Source organism: Streptomyces sp. SID14478, assembly GCF_010548525.1.
Lineage (GTDB): Bacteria > Actinomycetota > Actinomycetes > Streptomycetales > Streptomycetaceae > Streptomyces.
Genome location: NZ_JAAGMG010000429.1, coordinates 1 through 16140 on the forward strand (window position 1 = coordinate 1; position 16140 = coordinate 16140).

Annotated in this window: 15 protein-coding genes, 1 pseudogene and 1 riboswitch; of the genes and pseudogenes, 6 read left to right on the plus strand and 10 right to left on the minus strand. The window is 72.0% G+C overall.

Annotation, left to right across the window (positions count from 1 at the left end; genetic code table 11):
* The 3 genes from G3I40_RS14085 to G3I40_RS14095 all read left to right on the plus strand — a co-directional run.
* The coding region (locus G3I40_RS14085; RefSeq protein ID WP_164302503.1) for a fructosamine kinase family protein at positions 1–488 on the plus strand (488 nt) is incomplete at its 5' end.
* Between the two features lie 39 nt (positions 489–527).
* The gene (locus G3I40_RS14090; protein WP_164302504.1) at positions 528–1610 is read left to right on the plus strand and encodes a dihydrodipicolinate reductase; all 1083 of its coding nucleotides are present in this window, start codon (positions 528–530) and stop codon (positions 1608–1610) included.
* On the plus strand, positions 1607–2086 hold the full coding sequence (locus tag G3I40_RS14095; RefSeq protein ID WP_164302505.1) for a carboxymuconolactone decarboxylase family protein: 480 nt from the start codon (positions 1607–1609) through the stop codon (positions 2084–2086). The genes G3I40_RS14090 and G3I40_RS14095 overlap by 4 nt, the downstream gene beginning before the upstream one ends.
* A 40-nt stretch (positions 2087–2126) precedes the next feature.
* Here G3I40_RS14095 and G3I40_RS14100 read toward each other — a convergent pair whose 3' ends face one another.
* Positions 2127–3770, minus strand: a complete 1644-nt coding sequence (locus G3I40_RS14100) for a GMC oxidoreductase (RefSeq protein ID WP_164302506.1) — start codon at positions 3768–3770, stop codon at positions 2127–2129.
* 175 nt (positions 3771–3945) lie between these two features.
* On the minus strand, positions 3946–4731 hold the full coding sequence (locus G3I40_RS14105) for an SAM-dependent methyltransferase (RefSeq protein WP_164302507.1): 786 nt from the start codon (positions 4729–4731) through the stop codon (positions 3946–3948).
* Positions 4732–5082: 351 nt separating this feature from the next.
* Between G3I40_RS14105 and G3I40_RS14110 the strand changes: the two genes are divergently transcribed.
* On the plus strand, positions 5083–5952 hold the full coding sequence (locus G3I40_RS14110; RefSeq protein ID WP_164302508.1) for a nitroreductase/quinone reductase family protein: 870 nt from the start codon (positions 5083–5085) through the stop codon (positions 5950–5952).
* A 52-nt stretch (positions 5953–6004) separates the two neighbouring features.
* On the opposite strand, the gene G3I40_RS14115 is transcribed toward G3I40_RS14110, so the two are convergent.
* Positions 6005–6967, minus strand: coding sequence for a D-2-hydroxyacid dehydrogenase family protein (locus G3I40_RS14115; protein ID WP_164302509.1), 963 nt, complete (start codon positions 6965–6967; stop codon positions 6005–6007).
* A 353-nt stretch (positions 6968–7320) separates the two neighbouring features.
* Here G3I40_RS14115 and G3I40_RS14120 point away from each other — a divergent pair.
* Positions 7321–8166, plus strand: a pseudogene (locus G3I40_RS14120) (glycoside hydrolase family 16 protein); the annotation flags it as partial.
* 112 nt (positions 8167–8278) lie between these two features.
* On the opposite strand, the gene G3I40_RS14125 reads toward G3I40_RS14120, so the two are convergent.
* The 7 genes from G3I40_RS14125 to G3I40_RS14155 all read right to left on the minus strand — a co-directional run bounded on the left by G3I40_RS14125 (position 8279) and on the right by G3I40_RS14155 (position 14592).
* Positions 8279–8995 carry a ribonuclease H gene (locus G3I40_RS14125; RefSeq protein WP_164302511.1) on the minus strand — a complete coding sequence of 239 codons (717 nt, stop codon included), beginning with the start codon at positions 8993–8995 and terminating at the stop codon, positions 8279–8281.
* Positions 8992–10650, minus strand: a complete 1659-nt coding sequence (locus G3I40_RS14130; RefSeq protein WP_164302512.1) for an acyl-CoA dehydrogenase family protein — start codon at positions 10648–10650, stop codon at positions 8992–8994. The genes G3I40_RS14125 and G3I40_RS14130 overlap by 4 nt, the downstream gene beginning before the upstream one ends.
* On the minus strand, positions 10634–11257 hold the full coding sequence (locus G3I40_RS14135) for a TetR/AcrR family transcriptional regulator (RefSeq protein WP_164302513.1): 624 nt from the start codon (positions 11255–11257) through the stop codon (positions 10634–10636). Before G3I40_RS14135 ends, G3I40_RS14130 begins: the two co-directional genes overlap by 17 nt.
* 84 nt (positions 11258–11341) lie before the next feature.
* Positions 11342–11737: a nitroreductase/quinone reductase family protein gene (locus G3I40_RS14140; RefSeq protein WP_164302514.1), complete on the minus strand. Its 396-nt coding sequence runs from the start codon at positions 11735–11737 to the stop codon at positions 11342–11344.
* 61 nt (positions 11738–11798) lie between these two features.
* Positions 11799–12587, minus strand: coding sequence for an ABC transporter ATP-binding protein (locus tag G3I40_RS14145; protein ID WP_164302515.1), 789 nt, complete (start codon positions 12585–12587; stop codon positions 11799–11801).
* On the minus strand, positions 12584–13612 hold the full coding sequence (locus G3I40_RS14150) for an iron ABC transporter permease (protein WP_164302516.1): 1029 nt from the start codon (positions 13610–13612) through the stop codon (positions 12584–12586). Before G3I40_RS14150 ends, G3I40_RS14145 begins: the two co-directional genes overlap by 4 nt.
* A complete protein-coding gene (locus G3I40_RS14155; protein ID WP_164302517.1) occupies positions 13609–14592 on the minus strand; it encodes an ABC transporter substrate-binding protein in 984 nt (327 codons plus the stop codon). Before G3I40_RS14155 ends, G3I40_RS14150 begins: the two co-directional genes overlap by 4 nt.
* Before the next feature lie 36 nt (positions 14593–14628).
* Positions 14629–14759: riboswitch (cobalamin riboswitch) on the minus strand.
* Positions 14760–15236: 477 nt separating this feature from the next.
* Between G3I40_RS14155 and G3I40_RS14160 the strand changes: the two genes are divergently transcribed.
* Positions 15237–16016 carry an endo alpha-1,4 polygalactosaminidase gene (locus G3I40_RS14160; RefSeq protein ID WP_239091725.1) on the plus strand — a complete coding sequence of 260 codons (780 nt, stop codon included), beginning with the start codon at positions 15237–15239 and terminating at the stop codon, positions 16014–16016.
* Positions 16017–16140: the final 124 nt, after the last annotated feature.

The window sequence follows — 16140 nt, forward strand, 5'->3', positions numbered from 1 at the left end:
TCGGCCTCGCCCCGATGCGCAACGTCCCCGGCGCCGACTGGCCGCACTGGTACGCCGAGCACCGGATCCTGCCCTACCTCCGGCTCGCGGTGGACGCCGGGACGCTGCGGGCCGCCGAGGCCCACTCCGTCGAGAAGGTCCTCGACCGCCTGCCCTCCCTCGCCGGGCCCGCCGAGCCGCCCGCCCGCCTCCACGGCGACCTGTGGAACGGCAACGTGCTGTGGGGCCCGGGCGGCGCCGCGTGGCTGATCGACCCGGCCGCGCACGGCGGGCACCGGGAGACCGACCTCGCGATGCTGCACCTGTTCGGCGCCCCGCACCTGGGCCGGATCGTCGACGGCTACCAGGAAGCGGCGCCGCTCGCCGACGGCTGGCAGGACCGTCTCCCGCTGCACCAGCTGTTCCCGCTCCTCGTGCACGCGGTGCTGTTCGGCCGCGGCTACGCCGAGCAGGCCCTGACCGCGGCAGGGAGTCAACTCGCGCGGTAAGTCTATGAACTGACGGCTCGTCAGGTTACGCTCCCGCGCATGACTTCCACGGTGGTCTGGGGCACCGGGAACGTGGGCCGCGCGGCGATCCGAGCCGTCGACGCCCACCCCGGGCTCGAACTCTGCGGCGTGCTCGTGCACGACCCCGCCAAGGACGGCCGCGACGCGGGCGACCTGGCCGGTTGCGACCACGCCCTCGGTGTCACCGCGTCGACCGACGTCGACGCGGTGCTCGCGGCACGTCCCGGTGCCGTCTTCTACGCGGCCTCCGGCGAGCTGCGCCCCGACGAGGCCCTCGACGACATCTGCCGCGCCCTGCGCGCCGGTGCCGTCGTCGTCTCCCCGGCTCTCTATCCGCTCTACGACCCGCGCAGCGCGCCGCCGGACTTCACCGACCCGGTGCGGGCGGCGATCGAGGAGGGCGGGGGCTCCCTGTTCGTGTCCGGCGTCGACCCCGGCTGGGCCAACGACGTGCTGCCGCTGCTGGTCAGCGGCCTGGGCACCCGCGTCGACGTACTGCGCTGCCAGGAGATCTTCGACTACTCGACGTACGACCAGGAGGACTCGGTACGCCATCTCATCGGCATGGGGCACCCCATGGACTACGAGCCGCTCATGCTGGCCGAATCCATACCCACGATGGTGTGGGGAGGGCAGTTGAGGCTCCTGGGCCGGGCCCTCGGGGTCGAGATCGACGAGATCCGCGAGGCGGTGGAACGCCGCCCGCTGGAGAGCGACGTGACGACGGCGACCATGGGCGACTTCGACGCGGGCACCCAGGGAGCGGTCCGCTTCGAGGTGCAGGGCGTCGTGGACGGCGAGGTGCGCCTCGTCGTCGAGCACGTGACCCGCATCCATCCCTCCTGCGCACCCGACTGGCCGGTGCCGCCCGGCGGCGGGGCCGGCGCGCACCGGGTGATCGTCGAGGGCCGCCCGCGCATCGAGGTCACCGTCCAGGCCACCGACGAGGGCGGTAACCACGCGGCGGGCGGCAATGCGACCGCCGTAGGGCGTCTCGTCGGCGCGATCGACTGGCTGCTGGCCGCGCCGCCCGGCCTCTACGACGCGCTCGACGTGCCCGTGACCCCCGCTGTCGGCCGGCTCGGAAGGAAGCAGCCATGAGGATCGACATACCCGACGGCCAGGACCCCATCGGCCACGTGTGGGGCGAGATGGTGCCCGGGATCGGGCCCGCCGCGGCGAACTTCTCCCTGGCCGTCTACGAGCACACGACGCTGGGGCTGCGGGAGTTCGAGGCCGCGCGGCTGCGGATCGCGCAGATCAACGGGTGCCTGTTCTGCCTCGACTGGCGCACCGAGCGGGACGGCCAGAAGGTCGAGGAGTCCTTCGCCGACGCCGTCGAGGGATGGCGCGAGACCGACGCGTTCGACGAGCGGACCCGGCTCGCCGCCGAGTACGCGGAGCGCTACGCCCTCGACCACCACGGCCTGGACGAGGAGTTCTGGAAGCGGATGACCGCCCGCTACAGCCAGGTCGAGATCGTGGAGCTGAGCATGTCCATCGGCTCCTGGCTGGCCTTCGGACGGCTCAACCACGTGCTGGGACTGGACGCCGTGTGCGTCCTGCCCAAGCCCTGAACCACCCCTGGGCGGCCGCGGCTTGGGCAGGTCGCGGCCGTCACAGGTCAGTGGTGACGATCTTGGCGATGTTGCGCTCCGCGAGCGCCGTGATCGTCACGAACGGGTTGACGCTGGTGTTGCCCGGGATCAGCGCGCCGTCGATGACGTAGAGGCCCGCATAGCCGTGCAGGCGGCCGTAGTTGTCGGTCGCCTTGTTCAGCACGGCGCCGCCCAGCGGGTGGTACGTCAGGTGGTCGCCCCAGATCTTGTACGTGCCGAACAGGTCGGTGCGGTAGATCGTGCCCTCCTTCGCGTTGATCTTGTCGAAGATGGTCTTGGCCGCGTCGATCCCCGACTGCTTCCACGCCGTCTGCCAGTTCAGGTCGACGCCGCCGGACGTGGGGTTGTACGTGAACTCGGCGCGGTGCGGGTTCTTCGTGATGGACAGGTAGAACGACGCGAACGTCTCGATGCCGGTGGGCAGTGGCGCCACCTCGGCGAAGGCGCCGCCCGCGGCCCAGTTGTCGATGCCGCCGGTGGGGATGGACGCCTGGAGCGAACCGGTGGGGTCCCACACGTGGTTGGCGCGCCCGCACATGACGTTGCCGTTGTCGCCCCAGCCCTTGCCGATCTCGCCGTTCAGCGCGGGCAGGGCGCCGGTCGCCTTGAGTTTGGTGAGGAGTTTGCTGGTGCCGACGCTGCCCGCGGCGAAGAAGACCCGGTCCGCGGTGACCTCCTTGGTGGCGGCGACGGCGCCGGAGGTGTCGAGCTGGTCGATGCGTACGGTGTAGCCGCCGCCGGCGGCCGGGGACACCGAGGTGACCTTGTGCAGCGGGGAGATGGCGACCTTCCCGGTGGCCGTGGCCCGTGCGAGGTAGGTCTTCTGCAGTGACTTCTTGCCGTAGTTGTTGCCGTAGAGGATCTCCCCCGCGAGCGCCGACCTCGGCACCGTGCCGGCCTGCTCCTGCTTCATGTAGTCCCAGTCGTACACGTCGGGGACGAACACGAACGGGAAGCCCGAGCGCTGGGCGTGCTTGCGGCCGACGCGCGCGTACTGGTAACACTCGGCGGTCTCGAACCAGTTCGGGTCGATGGTGGCGACGCCGAGACCGGCGTTGGCGCGCGGGTAGTACGTCCCGTACATCTCGCCCGCGTCGACGGACGGCAGGATCGACGCGAAGTTCTCCCGCTTGGGCGTGACGGCCATGCCGCCGTTGACCAGCGAGCCGCCGCCGACGCCGCGGCCCTGGTAGACGGTGATGCCGGCGAAGTCCTCGGCGTCCAGGATCCCGGTGTACTTCGGGATGGCCTTGTCGATCGGGAAGCCGAGGAAGTTGCTCAGGGGTTGCTTCGTCTTGGTTCTGAGCCAGAAGGATCTGTTGTCGGGCTTGGTGGTGTTGGCGAAGATCTTGCCGTCCGATCCCGGGGTGTCCCAGGCCATGCCCATCTCCACCATCTGCACGGGGACGCCGGCCTCGGCGAGCCGCAGCGCGGCCACGGAGCCGCCGTACCCGGTGCCGATGACGAGGGCGGGCAGGTGCGCGCCGTCAGCGACCGGGGCGACGGAGGCCGCGGTGGTCCGGTCGGCCGCGGCGGCGTGCCCGCTCAGGGCGACGGCACCAAGAAGAGAACCTGTTCCTGCGAGGAAGCCGCGGCGGGAGATCCCGTTACGGGCCACTTCAGGGCGGGTCGAGTCGGTCATTGTGCGTTCCTCACTCTCGACGGAATGGGAACGAGTTCTACTGTTGATCGTCAATCAAGTCGATGCATACCGATAGGTAACGTGCGTCCAATTCCCGCCAACTTCTCCCGATCTTGGGCGCGGACATGAAAATGCGGCCGGGGTGCACCCCGGCCGCACGGCATCCGTTCCCAGCTCAGGGCACCCGCGCCACCACCGCGTAGATCCCGCTCGCCTCGGACTCGGGAGCGGGCTCCTCGCGGAACCATTCGGTCGCGGTCACCAGACCGGGCGCCACCGGCTCCAGCCCGTCGAAGAAGCGGGCCACGCCCTCGCGGGTGCGGAACGCGAGCTTGATGCCGCCCTTCGCGTACTCGGCGGTCACCTGGTCCGACAGGTCGGGGAAGATGTCGGACGACGCGTGCGACAGCACCAGGTGACTGCCGGAGGGCAGTGCGGAGACCAACGTGGAGACGATGTCGTACGGGTTCTGCTCGTCCCCGATGAAGTGCATGAGCGCGATCAGCGACAGGGCGATGGGGCGGTCGAAGTCCAGGACGGTGCGGGCGTGTTCGAGGATCGCCTTCGGGTCGCGGACATCGGCCTGGATGTAGTCCGTCGCCCCCTCGGGGGCGCTGACGAGCAGGGCCTGTGCATGGCGCAGCACGATGGGGTCGTTGTCGGTGTACACGACCTTCGCGGAGGGCAGCGCCCGCTGGACGACCTGGTGCAGGTTCGGGGCGGTCGGGATGCCCGTGCCGATGTCCAGGAACTGGTCCGTGCCCTGGGACGCGAGCCAGGCGGCGGCCCGGTGCATGAACGCGCGGTTCTGCCGGGCGGCGTCCCGCGCCTCGGGCGGCAACTGCGTCCCGACGGCCTCGTCGACCGGGTAGTTGTCCTTGCCGCCGAGCAGCCAGTCGTAGACCCGGGCGGGGTGCGCCTGGCTGGTGTCGATGGGGGGCCTGGGGGCGGGTGCCGTCATGAGCGGACTCCAACGTCGCGAGGGGCGGGCCGGGTCGGATGACCTCGTCTGCAGTCTGCCACGTCAACTCCCCTAGTTGATCAATGCGTTGGGGGTTTCACGCCGGGTGGGCCTTTGACAGCGCACCGTGGCGTCTGATCCCATGGCGGCGGTGCCGCGGGGCGCCGGCCACAGAGCAGTGGGCCGGCCGGCCGCCGGGCGAGCACCCTTCACTCAGGGACGACGTCATGAGTTCTCGCTCCGCGACCTGATGCGCGTGCGCCGGTGGCGCACCCCTCTGCCTTTCTCCGCGCGTTTCCCGCGCTTTCGCCCTCCTGCCTGTGCGCAGTGCTCCGAGGAGTTCCCTTCCGCATGTCCCGTACCGCTCGCCCGTCCGCTTCGTCCTCTCCCTCACCTTCGTCGTCCCCCTCGCCTTCCGGCCTGTTGCGGCTCACCACCACGGGGGCCCGCTCGGGCCGCCCGCACACCGTGCCGCTCGGGTACGTCCGCCACGCGGGGCAGATGCTCGTCGTCGCGTCGAACCTCGGCGCCGACCGGCATCCGGCCTGGTACCACAACCTGCTCGCCCGGCCCGTCGTGACGGTCCGCCCCGACGGCGACGACGCGGTCGCGTTCCAGGCCGTGGCGGTGCCCGCGCAGGGTGCGCGCCGCGACGCCCTGTTCGCGGCGGTCGTCGAGGCCGCACCCGGGTACGCCGCGTACCAGGCGCGCACCTCGCGGACACTGCCCGTCGTCGTCCTGGAACAGCCCGCGACCGACGCGCCGCAGACCGTGACGACGCTCGCCGGGAAGCTCCTGCAGGTGCACGTCTGGCTGCGCGACCAGCTGCGGCACGTGCAGGCGGAGACCGAGGCCCACTTCGCCGCCCCGGCGGCGACGCGCCCTGGCCTCGGCCTGCAGATCCGGCAGCACTGCCTCGCCTTCTGCCAGTCGCTGGAGTTCCATCACGACAGCGAGGCCGGGCACCTGTTCCCCGGGATCGCCCGGTTCCATCCCGAACTGGCCGGCGTCTTCGACCGGTTGCGCGCCGAGCACGTGGTGGTGGGCCGCATCCAGGACGCCCTGGTGGCGCTGCTGGACGACGTGGCCACCGCCGATCCGGTGGCCTTCCGCGCCGAACTGGACCGGATGACGAGGGAGCTCACCGCGCATCTCGACTACGAGGAGGAGCATCTGCTGCCGGTGCTCGCCGAGGTGCCGTGGCCGCCGGTACACCCATAGCGGACCGACCGCTCGCCCGTGCCCCGTCGAGCACGCTCGACGGGGCACGGGGTCAGCCCAGCGTGCGGATCGGGCTGCCCGCCAAGTACGCCTCGATGTCCTCGACCGCCCCCTCGAAGAAGGCGGCGTAGTTGCGTGCGGTGACGTAGCCGAGGTGGGGCAGGCCCAGGAAGCGCGGCGCCGTGCGCAGCGGGTGGTCGAGCGGGAGGGGTTCGGTCGTGAAGACGTCGCTGCCGGCTCCCGCGATCCAGCCCTCGTTCAGGGCCCGCACCAGCGCGTCCTGGTCGACGATCGCGGCGCGCGAGGTGTTCACCAGGTAGGCGGTGCGGCGCATCCGCCGCAGGTCGTCGGCCCCGACGAGACCGCGGGTGCGCTCGCTCAGCACGAGGTGCACGGAGACGAAGTCACTGGTCTCCAGGAGTTCCTCTTTGGAGGTGGCGAGGAGAGCGCCCGCCTCGGCGGCTCGCTCCTCGCTGAGGTTCTGGCTCCACGCCGCCACCTCCATGCCGAAGGCGGCACCGACACGGGCGACCCGCGCGCCGATCTTGCCCAGTCCGAGCAGGCCGAGGCGGCGTCCGTGCAGGTCGGCGCCGAGGGTGGACTGCCAGGGGCCGCCGGTGCGCAGGTTGTCGTTCTCGGTGACGACGCCGCGGGCGAGCCCGAGGATCAGCGCCCAGGTCAGCTCGGCGGGCGGCTCGGAGTTCCCGGGCGTCCCGCAGACGGTCACGCCCTGCGCGGCCGCGGCGGCCAGGTCGATCGAGGCGTTGCGCCTCCCGGAGGTGATCAGCAGGCGCAGCTTCGGCAGCCGGGCGATCAGCTCGGCCGGGAACGGGGTGCGCTCCCGCATCACGACGACGATCTCGCAGTCGCCGAGCTCCGCGACGAGCTCGTCGTGCGCGACGAGGTGGCGGTGCAGGAAACGCACGTCGGCCCGGCCCGCGAGGCGCGCCCAGTCGGCCCGCTCACGGGCGGCGTCCTGATAGTCGTCGAGTACGGCACAACGCAGCGTGGCCACCAGTCACTCCCCTGTTTCGATCACCTGCCGCGACCCTAGTACGCCCCCAGCGGGCGGACCCGACGGCCCCGCGGCGGGCAGGCGAGTCCGGCATCGAGGAGCGGCTTTCACGGCCGGGACGGTACGTCACGGAGGGCATGCGGTGGTGCCTGCACCGGGACTCTCGTGGCACCCGGGCGCCCCAACTTCCTTTGCCGTTCGTCGACTTGGTACGGACGAATCCCTTGACGGCACTTCCCACCGTCTCTTAAATCAACTCTTGAAGTTAACGCACCATGCGCACCTCCCTTGTCTTCACTTTCTGGCGTGCCCGGGACAGGCACGATCCCCTACCCGAAGTGATGTGATGCTCCATGCGCATACCCCTGCGCCGCCGGCTCCCCCTGGCCACGGCCGCGCTCCTGTGTCTCGGCGCCGCGCTCGTCCCCACGGCGAACGCCGCCGGGGCGGACCCGACCGCGTCGACCGCCGCAGCCACCTTCGCCGACGAGTTCGACGGCCCGGCGGGCTCGCCCGTCGACGGGTCGAAGTGGCAGATCGAGACCGGCGACAACGTCAACAACCACGAACGGCAGTACTACACCGCGGGCGCGAACAACGCGGCGCTCGACGGCCAGGGCCACCTGGTCATCACCGCCCGCAAGGAGAACCCGAACAACTACCAGTGCTGGTACGGCACGTGCCAGTACACCTCGGCACGCCTGAACACGTCGGGCAAGTTCACGACGACGCACGGGCACGTGGAGGCGCGGATGAAGATCCCGCGCGGGCAGGGCATGTGGCCCGCGTTCTGGATGCTCGGTGACGACCTCGGCTCGGTCGGCTGGCCGCAGTCGGGCGAGATCGACGTGATGGAGAACGTGGGCTTCGAGCCGTCGACGGTGCACGGCACGATCCACGGGCCGGGCTACTCCGGCTCGGCCGGCATCGGCGCGGGCTACTCGCTGCCCGGCGGACAGGCGTTCGCGGACGACTTCCACACGTTCGCCGTCGACTGGTCGCCGAACTCCATCAAGTGGTCGGTGGACGGCACGGTCTACCAGACGCGCACGCCCGCGGACGTCGGCGGCAACCAGTGGGTGTTCGAGCACCCGTTCTTCGTCATTCTCAACCTGGCGGTCGGCGGGTACTGGCCCGGCGACCCGGACGGCAGCACGCAGTTCCCGCAGCAGTTGGTCGTGGACTACGTACGCGTGAGCAACTAGCGCCCGGTACGGCGGGACGCGGCCGGTGGCCATCACGGCCACCGGCCGTACCCGTGCTCGACCACCCTGGAGTGAAGGGCAGTTGAGTACGAGAACCGCAGAGTCGTCAGGCCGACGTACGGCACTCCGGGTGGCCCCAGCCGTCCGGGTTCTTGGCGATGTCCTCGCCCGCGGCGTACGAGCGGCCGCAGCGGCAGCGGCCGGGGTACTTCGCCTTGAGGGTGCGCGCCGAGGACCCCGAGGACCCCGCCTTCTTCGTGGCCGCGGCCCGGGGGCGGGCGGCGCCTCCCGACGCCTTCGCCGGGGACTTCGACGACGGGGCCGACGGCGGCGGCTCGGGCGAGCCGAGGGCGCTGCCCGCGTCCTCCTGGACGACGGCCGCCTGGCTGGCGGCGCGGTCCGCGAAGTCGTTCAGCGGGTCGCCGTCGACCTGGTGCGCGGGCACGTACTTGAACTCGACGGTGCGCCCTTCGAGGAGCGCGTCGATGCGGGCGACCAGCTCCTGGTTGGCGACCGGCTTGCCCGCGGCGGTCTTCCAGCCCTTGCGCTTCCATCCGGGCAGCCAGGTCGTGACCGCCTTCATCGCGTACTGGGAGTCCATCCGGACCTCCAGCGGCACGTCCGGGGCCACGGTGCTCAACAGCCTTTCCAGGGCGGTGAGTTCGGCGACGTTGTTGGTCGCCGTGCCCAGCGCTCCGGCCGCCCACTGGACGGGCTTCTCGTCGCCGTCGGCGACGACCCACGCCCATGCCGCCGGACCGGGGTTTCCTTTCGAGGCGCCGTCACACGCGGCGATCACACGTTCTGCCATGCCCCCGATCATGCCAGGGTGCGGGCCCGATCGAGGATTGCTGACGTGTCCACGCCCAGTGGAAGCGTGCCGAAGGCGACACCCCAGTCACGGTCGAGCCGGGAGGCGCAGAAGGCGTCGGCGACGGCCGGGGCCCCGTGGCGCACGAGGAGGGAGCCCTGCAGGACGAGCGCCATCGTCTCGACGAGGCGGCGGGCGCGGAACTGCAGGGCGTCGAGATCGGTCCCGAGGTCCGCGAGGTCCTTGCGCAGTCGGGCTGCGGCCTCGTCGAGCCGCCGGTCGGCACCGCTCGCCCGGTCGACCTCCTCGAAGTACGCGTCCACGGAGGCGGGTTGGCGGGCCATGGCGCGCAGCACGTCGAGCGCGGCGACGTTGCCGGAGCCCTCCCAGATCGACGGGAGGGGCGCCTCGCGGTACAGGCGCGGCAGGCCCGACTCCTCGACGTAGCCGTTGCCGCCGAGGCATTCCAGGGCCTCGGCGGCGTGGGCGGGGGCCCGCTTGCACACCCAGTACTTGGTGACGGCGAGGCCGATGCGGCGCAGCAGGTCCTCGGAGTCGTCGCCCCGGGCGGAACGGTCCACGGCCCCCGCGAGCCGCAGCCCGGCGACGGTGGCGGCCTCCGTCTCGACAGCCAGGTCGGCGAGGACGTTGGTCATCAGCGGCTGCTCGACGAGCCGGGCGCCGAAGGCGCTGCGGTGGGTGGCGTGGTGCACGGCCTGAACGAGGCCCTGGCGCATCCCGGAGGCCGATCCGATCACGCAGTCGAGGCGGGTCATGTTGACCATCTTGATGATGGTGGCGACGCCCCGGCCCTCCTCGCCGACGAGGGTGCCGAGCGCGCCCTCGTACTCGATCTCGGAGGAGGCGTTGGAGCGGTTGCCGAGCTTGTCCTTGAGGCGCTGGAGGCGGATCGCGTTGCGGGTCCCGTCGGGCAGGACGCGCGGCACGAGGAAGCAGGAGAGGCCGCCGGGCGCCTGGGCGAGCGCGAGGAAGACGTCCGACATGGGCGCGGAGGTGAACCACTTGTGCCCGGTGAGCGCGTACCGGCCCTCCTCACCTGTCGGCACGGCGCGGGTGGTGCCCGCGCGGACGTCGGAGCCGCCCTGCTTCTCGGTCATCGACATCCCGGCGATCAGGCCGCGCTTGCCGGTGGGCTCGCGCAACCCGAAGTCGTACACGGTGGAGGTGAGCAGCGGCTCGTACACGGCGGCGAGCCGCGGCGATTCCCGCAGGGCGGGGACGGCCGCGTAGGTCATCGACACCGGGCAGATGTGGCCGGGGTCGACCTGCCCCCAGACGTACGTCTTCGCGGTGCGGGCGACGTGCGCGCCGGGGCGCTCGTCGGCCCAGGGCGCGGCGTGCAGCCCGCGCTCCACGGCCACCCGCATCAGGTCGTGCCAGTACGGGTGGAACTCGACCTCGTCGATGCGGTGGCCGTACCGGTCGTGGGTGTGCAGGCGCGGCGGGTTCTGCTCTGCCGCCCGCCCCCATTCCTGGGCCTGTTCGGTGCCGGCGAGGGTGCCGAGGTCGTGCAGCTCGGGTTCGGCCCATGCGGCGCCCTCACGGCGCAGTCCCTCCAGGAGGGCGGGGTCGGCCGCGAGGTCGTGGCCGGTCAACGGCGGTACTTGGTTGGTGACTTCGTGCGTGGCTTCACGTGTGGGCGGCATCGACGGCTCCCAAGGTTCCGAGGGCTCGCAGGGCGAAGGTGATGAGGGCGGGGACGACGTCCGGTCCCCGGTCCGGGTCCGACAGCGGGCCGATGAGCGCCTCGGCGCCCGCGCCGACCAATGCCGCCGCGGTCAACTGCGCATCCTGTGGCGGCAGTTGTCCCTCCTGGACTCCGGTGGCGATGTGTTCGGCGAACACGTCGCGAAAGGCGTGCCGGAAGACGAGGCGCTCGGCGTCCACCGCCGGGTCGACGGGCTCGGCGAGCAGTGCGTAGGCGAGGCGGGGGGACTTGAGCGCGCGGCGCGCGAACGTCTCCACCACGGCGACGACCCGCTCGGCCGACGTCCCGGCGGGCCGGCCCGCCGCCTCCCGCACCGCGGCCACCTCACGGGTGACGACGCGCCGGAACAGCTCGACGGACAGCTCGGCCTTGCTCGGGAAGTGCCGGTACACGCTGCCCGTGGCGATGCCCGCGCGCGCGGCGACGGCGGACATGGAGCAGCCCGCGTACCCGTGCTCGGCCAGCAGCGCGACGGCCGCGTCGAGGACGGTGGCGCGCTGCGCGTCGATGCGGGCCTGCACGGCAGGTGTTCGTCGGTAGGGCACCCAAGAAGTGAAGCACTGATTCATTGCTTCAACAAGGGGGTGCGCTGAGGGGCACGCGCTACCCGGACGAGAACGCGGGTCGCCTCAGTCGGTCAAGTCGACGCGGACCGTGAGCAGTTGGGTGCCGAAGGCGCGCACGGCAGTGCTGTTGTAGCGCGGGAGTTCCTTCAGACGGGCGCGGACGTCGTCGTCCGGGAGCAGATGGGCCGTGCCGGTGTGCCAGCGTCCTCGCAGCCGGACGCGGACCGTGGGGTCGGCCTGGATGTTGCGCACGTACTGCGACTTCAGGCCGAACTCGGAGACGAGCCAGAAGGAGTCACCGACGCGCCGCCCGCCGACCGGGGTACGGCGGGGCAGGCCCGAGGTGCGGCCCGTCGTCTCGATGAGCACCTGGCCGGGCATCCGGGTCGACAGCGGATTGGCGACCCGGCGCTGGAACGTGGTGACGATGCGGTGCTGGATCTCGTGGGCACGGGACATCTCCGCACTGTAGCGGGAGGCCGCCGCCGGGGCCCCGACGGCCCGTCGCGGTGCGCGCCGCTCAGTCGCCCCCTTCCGGAGGCAGGTAGACGAGGTGCGGGGTGCCGGCCGTCGGATGGGGGCCGATGCGGGTGCGCACCCCGTACACCGTCCGCAGGAGTTCCTCGGTGAGGACGTCCGCGGGCTTGCCCGAGGCGACGACGCGGCCCGCGTCCAGGACGTAGAGGCGGTCGCAGTACGTGGCCGCGAGATTGAGGTCGTGGAGCACGATCAGTTTGGTGGCGGGCAGGGTGCGCAGCAGCGCGAGGAGCTCCAACTGGTGCCGGATGTCGAGGTGGTTGGTGGGTTCGTCGAGGGCGAGCAGGCCCGGCTCCTGGGCCAGTGCGCGGGCCACGAGGGCGCGTTGGCGTTCGCCGCCGGAGAGTTCCTCGAAGGGACGGCTCGCGAGGTCGGCGGCGCCGACGCGGGTGAGGGCCTCGGTGATGCGGCGGGCGTCGTCCCGGGTGTCCTGTTCCCAGAACCGTTTGTGGGGGCTGCGGCCCATGGCGACGACCTCGGCGACGGTGAGGCCGAACGCGCCGGTGGCGTCCTGCGGGACGACGGCGACGCGGCGGGCGCGTTCCTTCACGGTGAGCGTGGCGGCGTCGGTGCCGTCGATGCGCACGGTGCCGGCGGTGGGGCGCAGGGTGCCGTACACGCAGCGCAGGAACGTCGTCTTGCCGCTGCCGTTGGGCCCCACGAGGCCGACGGTCTCGCCGGGCGGCGCGTCCAGGTCGACGTCGCGCACCAGGCTCCTGCCGCCGGGGGTCGCGTAGCCGAGGCCGCTCACGGTGAGCCTGGCGGGCGTCATGCGGCGACCCCTTCCGCGCGGGATCCGCGGCGCAGCAGCCACAGGAAGTAGGGGCCGCCGGTGAGCGCGGTGACGACGCCGACGGGGATCTCCTGCGGGGCGGCGACCGTGCGCGCCACGAGGTCGGCCAGCAGCAGGAACACGGCGCCGCCGAGCGCCGCGACGGGCAGCAGCCTGCGGTGTCCTGCGCCGGTGAACATGCGGGCGGCGTGCGGCACCATCAGGCCGACGAAGCCGATCGCCCCGCTGTACGCGACGAGCACGCCGATGACGAGCGAGGTGAGGACGAAGACGGCGGCCCGGAAGCGGTGCGTGTCGAGGCCGAGGACATGGGCGCCCTCCTCGCCCGCGAGCAGCAGGTCGAGCGGGCGGGCGAGCGCCACGAGGAGCACCGTGCCGAGGGTCAGCACGACGGTGGGCAGGGCGAGTTCGTCCCAGCGGGCGGCGCCGAGTCCGCCCAGCGTCCAGAACATGATGGCGCGGGCGTGTTCGGCCTGCGCGGACAGCACGAGGACGAGGCTGGTGAAGGCGGCGAGGATGTACTGCACGGCCACGCCGGCGAGCACGAGCCGGCCCGCGGTCATGGTGCCGCCGCGCCGCGCGAGTGCGTACACGGTGACGAGCGCCGCCATCGAGCCGAGGAACGCGGCGAGGGGCAGCGCCACGGTGGTTGCGGCGCCCGCGCCGAGGCCGAGCACGATGACGAGGACGGCGCCCGACGAGGCGCCCGAAGACGCGCCGAGGAGGAACGGGTCGGCCAGCGGGTTGCGGACGACCGCCTGCAGGACGGTGCCCGCGACGGCGAGTCCGGCGCCGACGACGATCGCGAGGACGATGCGCGGCAGCCGTACGTCCCACACGATCGAGGCGAACGCCCCGGTGCGTTCCCCGGCGAACAGGATGTCCAGGACGCGGCCGGGCGGAATGCTGACGGAGCCGAGGGCGAGCCCGGCCACTGCCACGGCGACGACGGCCGCGCCGAGCCCGGCGACGAGGACGGGGAACGGGGGCCTGCGGGCGCTCACTTCGTACCGGGGTGCAGCTGGCCGGCCAGTTCGTCGACGGCGTCGGCGGCGCGCACCCCGAGCACGGCGGACGACAACGGCAGCACGGCGAACTTCTTGTTCTTGACCGCGGGGACGTCGGCGAGCGCGGGGTCGTCCAGCAGGCGCTTCTTCTTCGCGGCCACGCTGGTGCCGCCGTAGTCGTAGATGACGACGACCTCGGGCCTGCGCGCGATGACGCGCTCCCAGGACACGTCGGCGAAGGACTTGTCGACGTCGGCGAAGACGTTGCGGCCGCCGGCCCGCTCGATGAGGTCGTTGCCGAGCCCGGCGCCGCCCGCGGTGAAGGCGCTGGAGTCCCCGGAGTCGTAGACGAAGACGGAGGCGGGCTTCGTCCCCTTCAACCGGTCCTGGACCGCACCGAGTTTCCTGTCCTCCTCGGCGATGAGCTTCTTCCCGCGCTCCGGTACGCCGAAGGTCCGGGCGACCTGGGTGATCTCGGTCTTCAACTCGTCGATTCCGACGCCGCCGTGCGTGCAGCTCTCGATGTTCAGGCGGGTGTCGACGCCGGTTTTCCGCAGTCCGGCGCGGTCGCGGCCCTCGCCCTTGTCGAAGGCGCTGGCGTAACCGCCGTACACGAAGTCCGGGTCCGCGCCGAGGAGTTCCTCCTTGGAGGGGTACTCCTTGGCGAGCACCTTCACCTCGCCGTACGCCTTCGTGTACCGCGGCTCTATGTGGTCGTCGAGGTAGGCGGTGCCGGCCATGCGGTCCTGCAGGCCGAGGGCGAGCAGCACCTCGGTGGCGTGCTGGTTGAGGGTGACGGCACGCCGGGGCGGCCGGTCGAACGTCGTGCGCACACCGCAGTTGGTGACGGTGTACGGGAATCCGGGCGCGGCGCCCGCCTTGTCCCGTTCTTCGGAGCCGCTCGTGCCGCAGGCGGCGAGCGGGAGCAGGAGGAGGGTCGTCAGGAGCGCGCGCGGGGCTGTGCCGATGCGGGGCATGCGGGTGCCTTTCCGGGGGATCCTCGTCCCCTGGTCGGTACGGAAAGGCGGCCGGGCAGTGTCTGACTTCCGGCCGGCTCCAGGGAGCGCGGCCGGTCACAGTGGCGGGACCGCACCGGTGTCGCACCGGTTTCCTGGCCCTGGCCGCCTGGGTGGAGTGCCCACAGTGTGCCAGATGAGTGATCACTGTGTGCAGGGCGGCGTAAGGGGCAAGAGGAAGCCCCGACCGTGACGGGGGACCACGGCCGGGGCGGCTGAGAGGTGGACACGGATGGCGGTCGCCTCTCGGCGGGGGGCTCCGCAGGGCTTCAGCCGAACGATCTTCCCTGCGGGCGATAGGTAGGGCCCGGGGACACTGTTCCATCCGCGTCCACAGTGGGTTCAACGGGCAGGAGGCCAGGGTTGTTCCCCGCGGTACGGGGGCGCGGCGTGAAGTACGTCACGGTCCGTACCGGCACGTGCCCCTCTGCCGGGAGTGCCGGGAAAGGACCGGGGCGTGGTGCAGCGACGACGACGGTCCCGGCCCGTATCGGGCCTGCCTTCGCCGTGCCGTGAAGTGCGGCGCGGGCCCGTAAGGTGCCGTGGTGATCTTCGCCCCGGTCTCCCGTCGGCCGTATGCCGTGTTCCCGGCCCTGCTCCTGGTCCTGACGGCCGCTCTGGTGTCCGCCTGCTCCTCGGGGGCGGCCGCTCCGGAGCGGCCACCCCATGTCGTGCGTCCCACCGCCGACGCGGACTTCGACTACCAGATCGGCGGCCCCTACCGCCCGCCCTCGGGGGTGCGGGCCGTGGCGCGGGACCGCGGCGCGGCACCGGCCCGCGGCCTCTACAACATCTGTTACGTCAACGCCTTCCAGGCGCAGCCCGACGCGCTGGACTGGTGGCGCGCCAACCACCCCGACCTGCTGCTGCGCGACGCGCACGACCGTCTGGTGATCGACGAGGACTGGGACGAGGCGCTCCTGGACCTGTCGACGGCGGCCAAGCGGGCCCGGCTCGCGAAGATCGTCGGGGCGTGGTTCGACGGGTGCGCGGACGCCGGGTACCAGGCCGTCGAGCCGGACAACCTCGACTCCTACACCCGGTCGCAGGGCCTCCTGACGTCCTCGGACGCAGTCGCGTTCGCGAAGCTGCTCGCTGGTCGCGCGCACGCGGCGGGGCTCGCCGTCGGCCAGAAGAACACCGCCGAACTGCTGTCGCGGCACGCGGCGACGGGATTCGACTTCGCGGTGGCCGAGGAGTGCGCACGCTACGACGAGTGCGGGCAGTACGCGTCCGCGTACGACGACCGGGTCTTCGTCATCGAGTACCGCGCGGCGGATTTCGCGCGGGCCTGCCGCGCCTGGGGCGCCCGTTTGTCGATCGTGCTGCGGGACCTCGACGTGCGGCCCGCCGGGGCGAAGGGGTACGTGCGCAAGGCCTGTTGAGCGGGCAGTGCGTCACGGCGTACGGGCCGCGGTGGCCAGGGCGTCCAGGCGGCGCCTGATCGCCTCCACCGCTCCGGGGCGGCGCCCGGGCACCTGGCGTCGCAGGGCCGTCAGGGCGGCGGCC

Coding starts and splice junctions, on each gene's coding strand:
- G3I40_RS14090 (WP_164302504.1), top strand. CDS start 528: ATGACTTCCACGGTGGTCTGGGGCACCGGGAACGTGGGCCGCGCGGCG.
- G3I40_RS14095 (WP_164302505.1), top strand. CDS start 1,607: ATGAGGATCGACATACCCGACGGCCAGGACCCCATCGGCCACGTGTGG.
- G3I40_RS14100 (WP_164302506.1), bottom strand. CDS start 3,770: ATGACCGACTCGACCCGCCCTGAAGTGGCCCGTAACGGGATCTCCCGC.
- G3I40_RS14105 (WP_164302507.1), bottom strand. CDS start 4,731: ATGACGGCACCCGCCCCCAGGCCCCCCATCGACACCAGCCAGGCGCAC.
- G3I40_RS14110 (WP_164302508.1), top strand. CDS start 5,083: ATGTCCCGTACCGCTCGCCCGTCCGCTTCGTCCTCTCCCTCACCTTCG.
- G3I40_RS14125 (WP_164302511.1), bottom strand. CDS start 8,995: ATGATCGGGGGCATGGCAGAACGTGTGATCGCCGCGTGTGACGGCGCC.
- G3I40_RS14130 (WP_164302512.1), bottom strand. CDS start 10,650: ATGCCGCCCACACGTGAAGCCACGCACGAAGTCACCAACCAAGTACCG.
- G3I40_RS14140 (WP_164302514.1), bottom strand. CDS start 11,737: ATGTCCCGTGCCCACGAGATCCAGCACCGCATCGTCACCACGTTCCAG.
- G3I40_RS14145 (WP_164302515.1), bottom strand. CDS start 12,587: ATGACGCCCGCCAGGCTCACCGTGAGCGGCCTCGGCTACGCGACCCCC.
- G3I40_RS14155 (WP_164302517.1), bottom strand. CDS start 14,592: ATGCCCCGCATCGGCACAGCCCCGCGCGCGCTCCTGACGACCCTCCTC.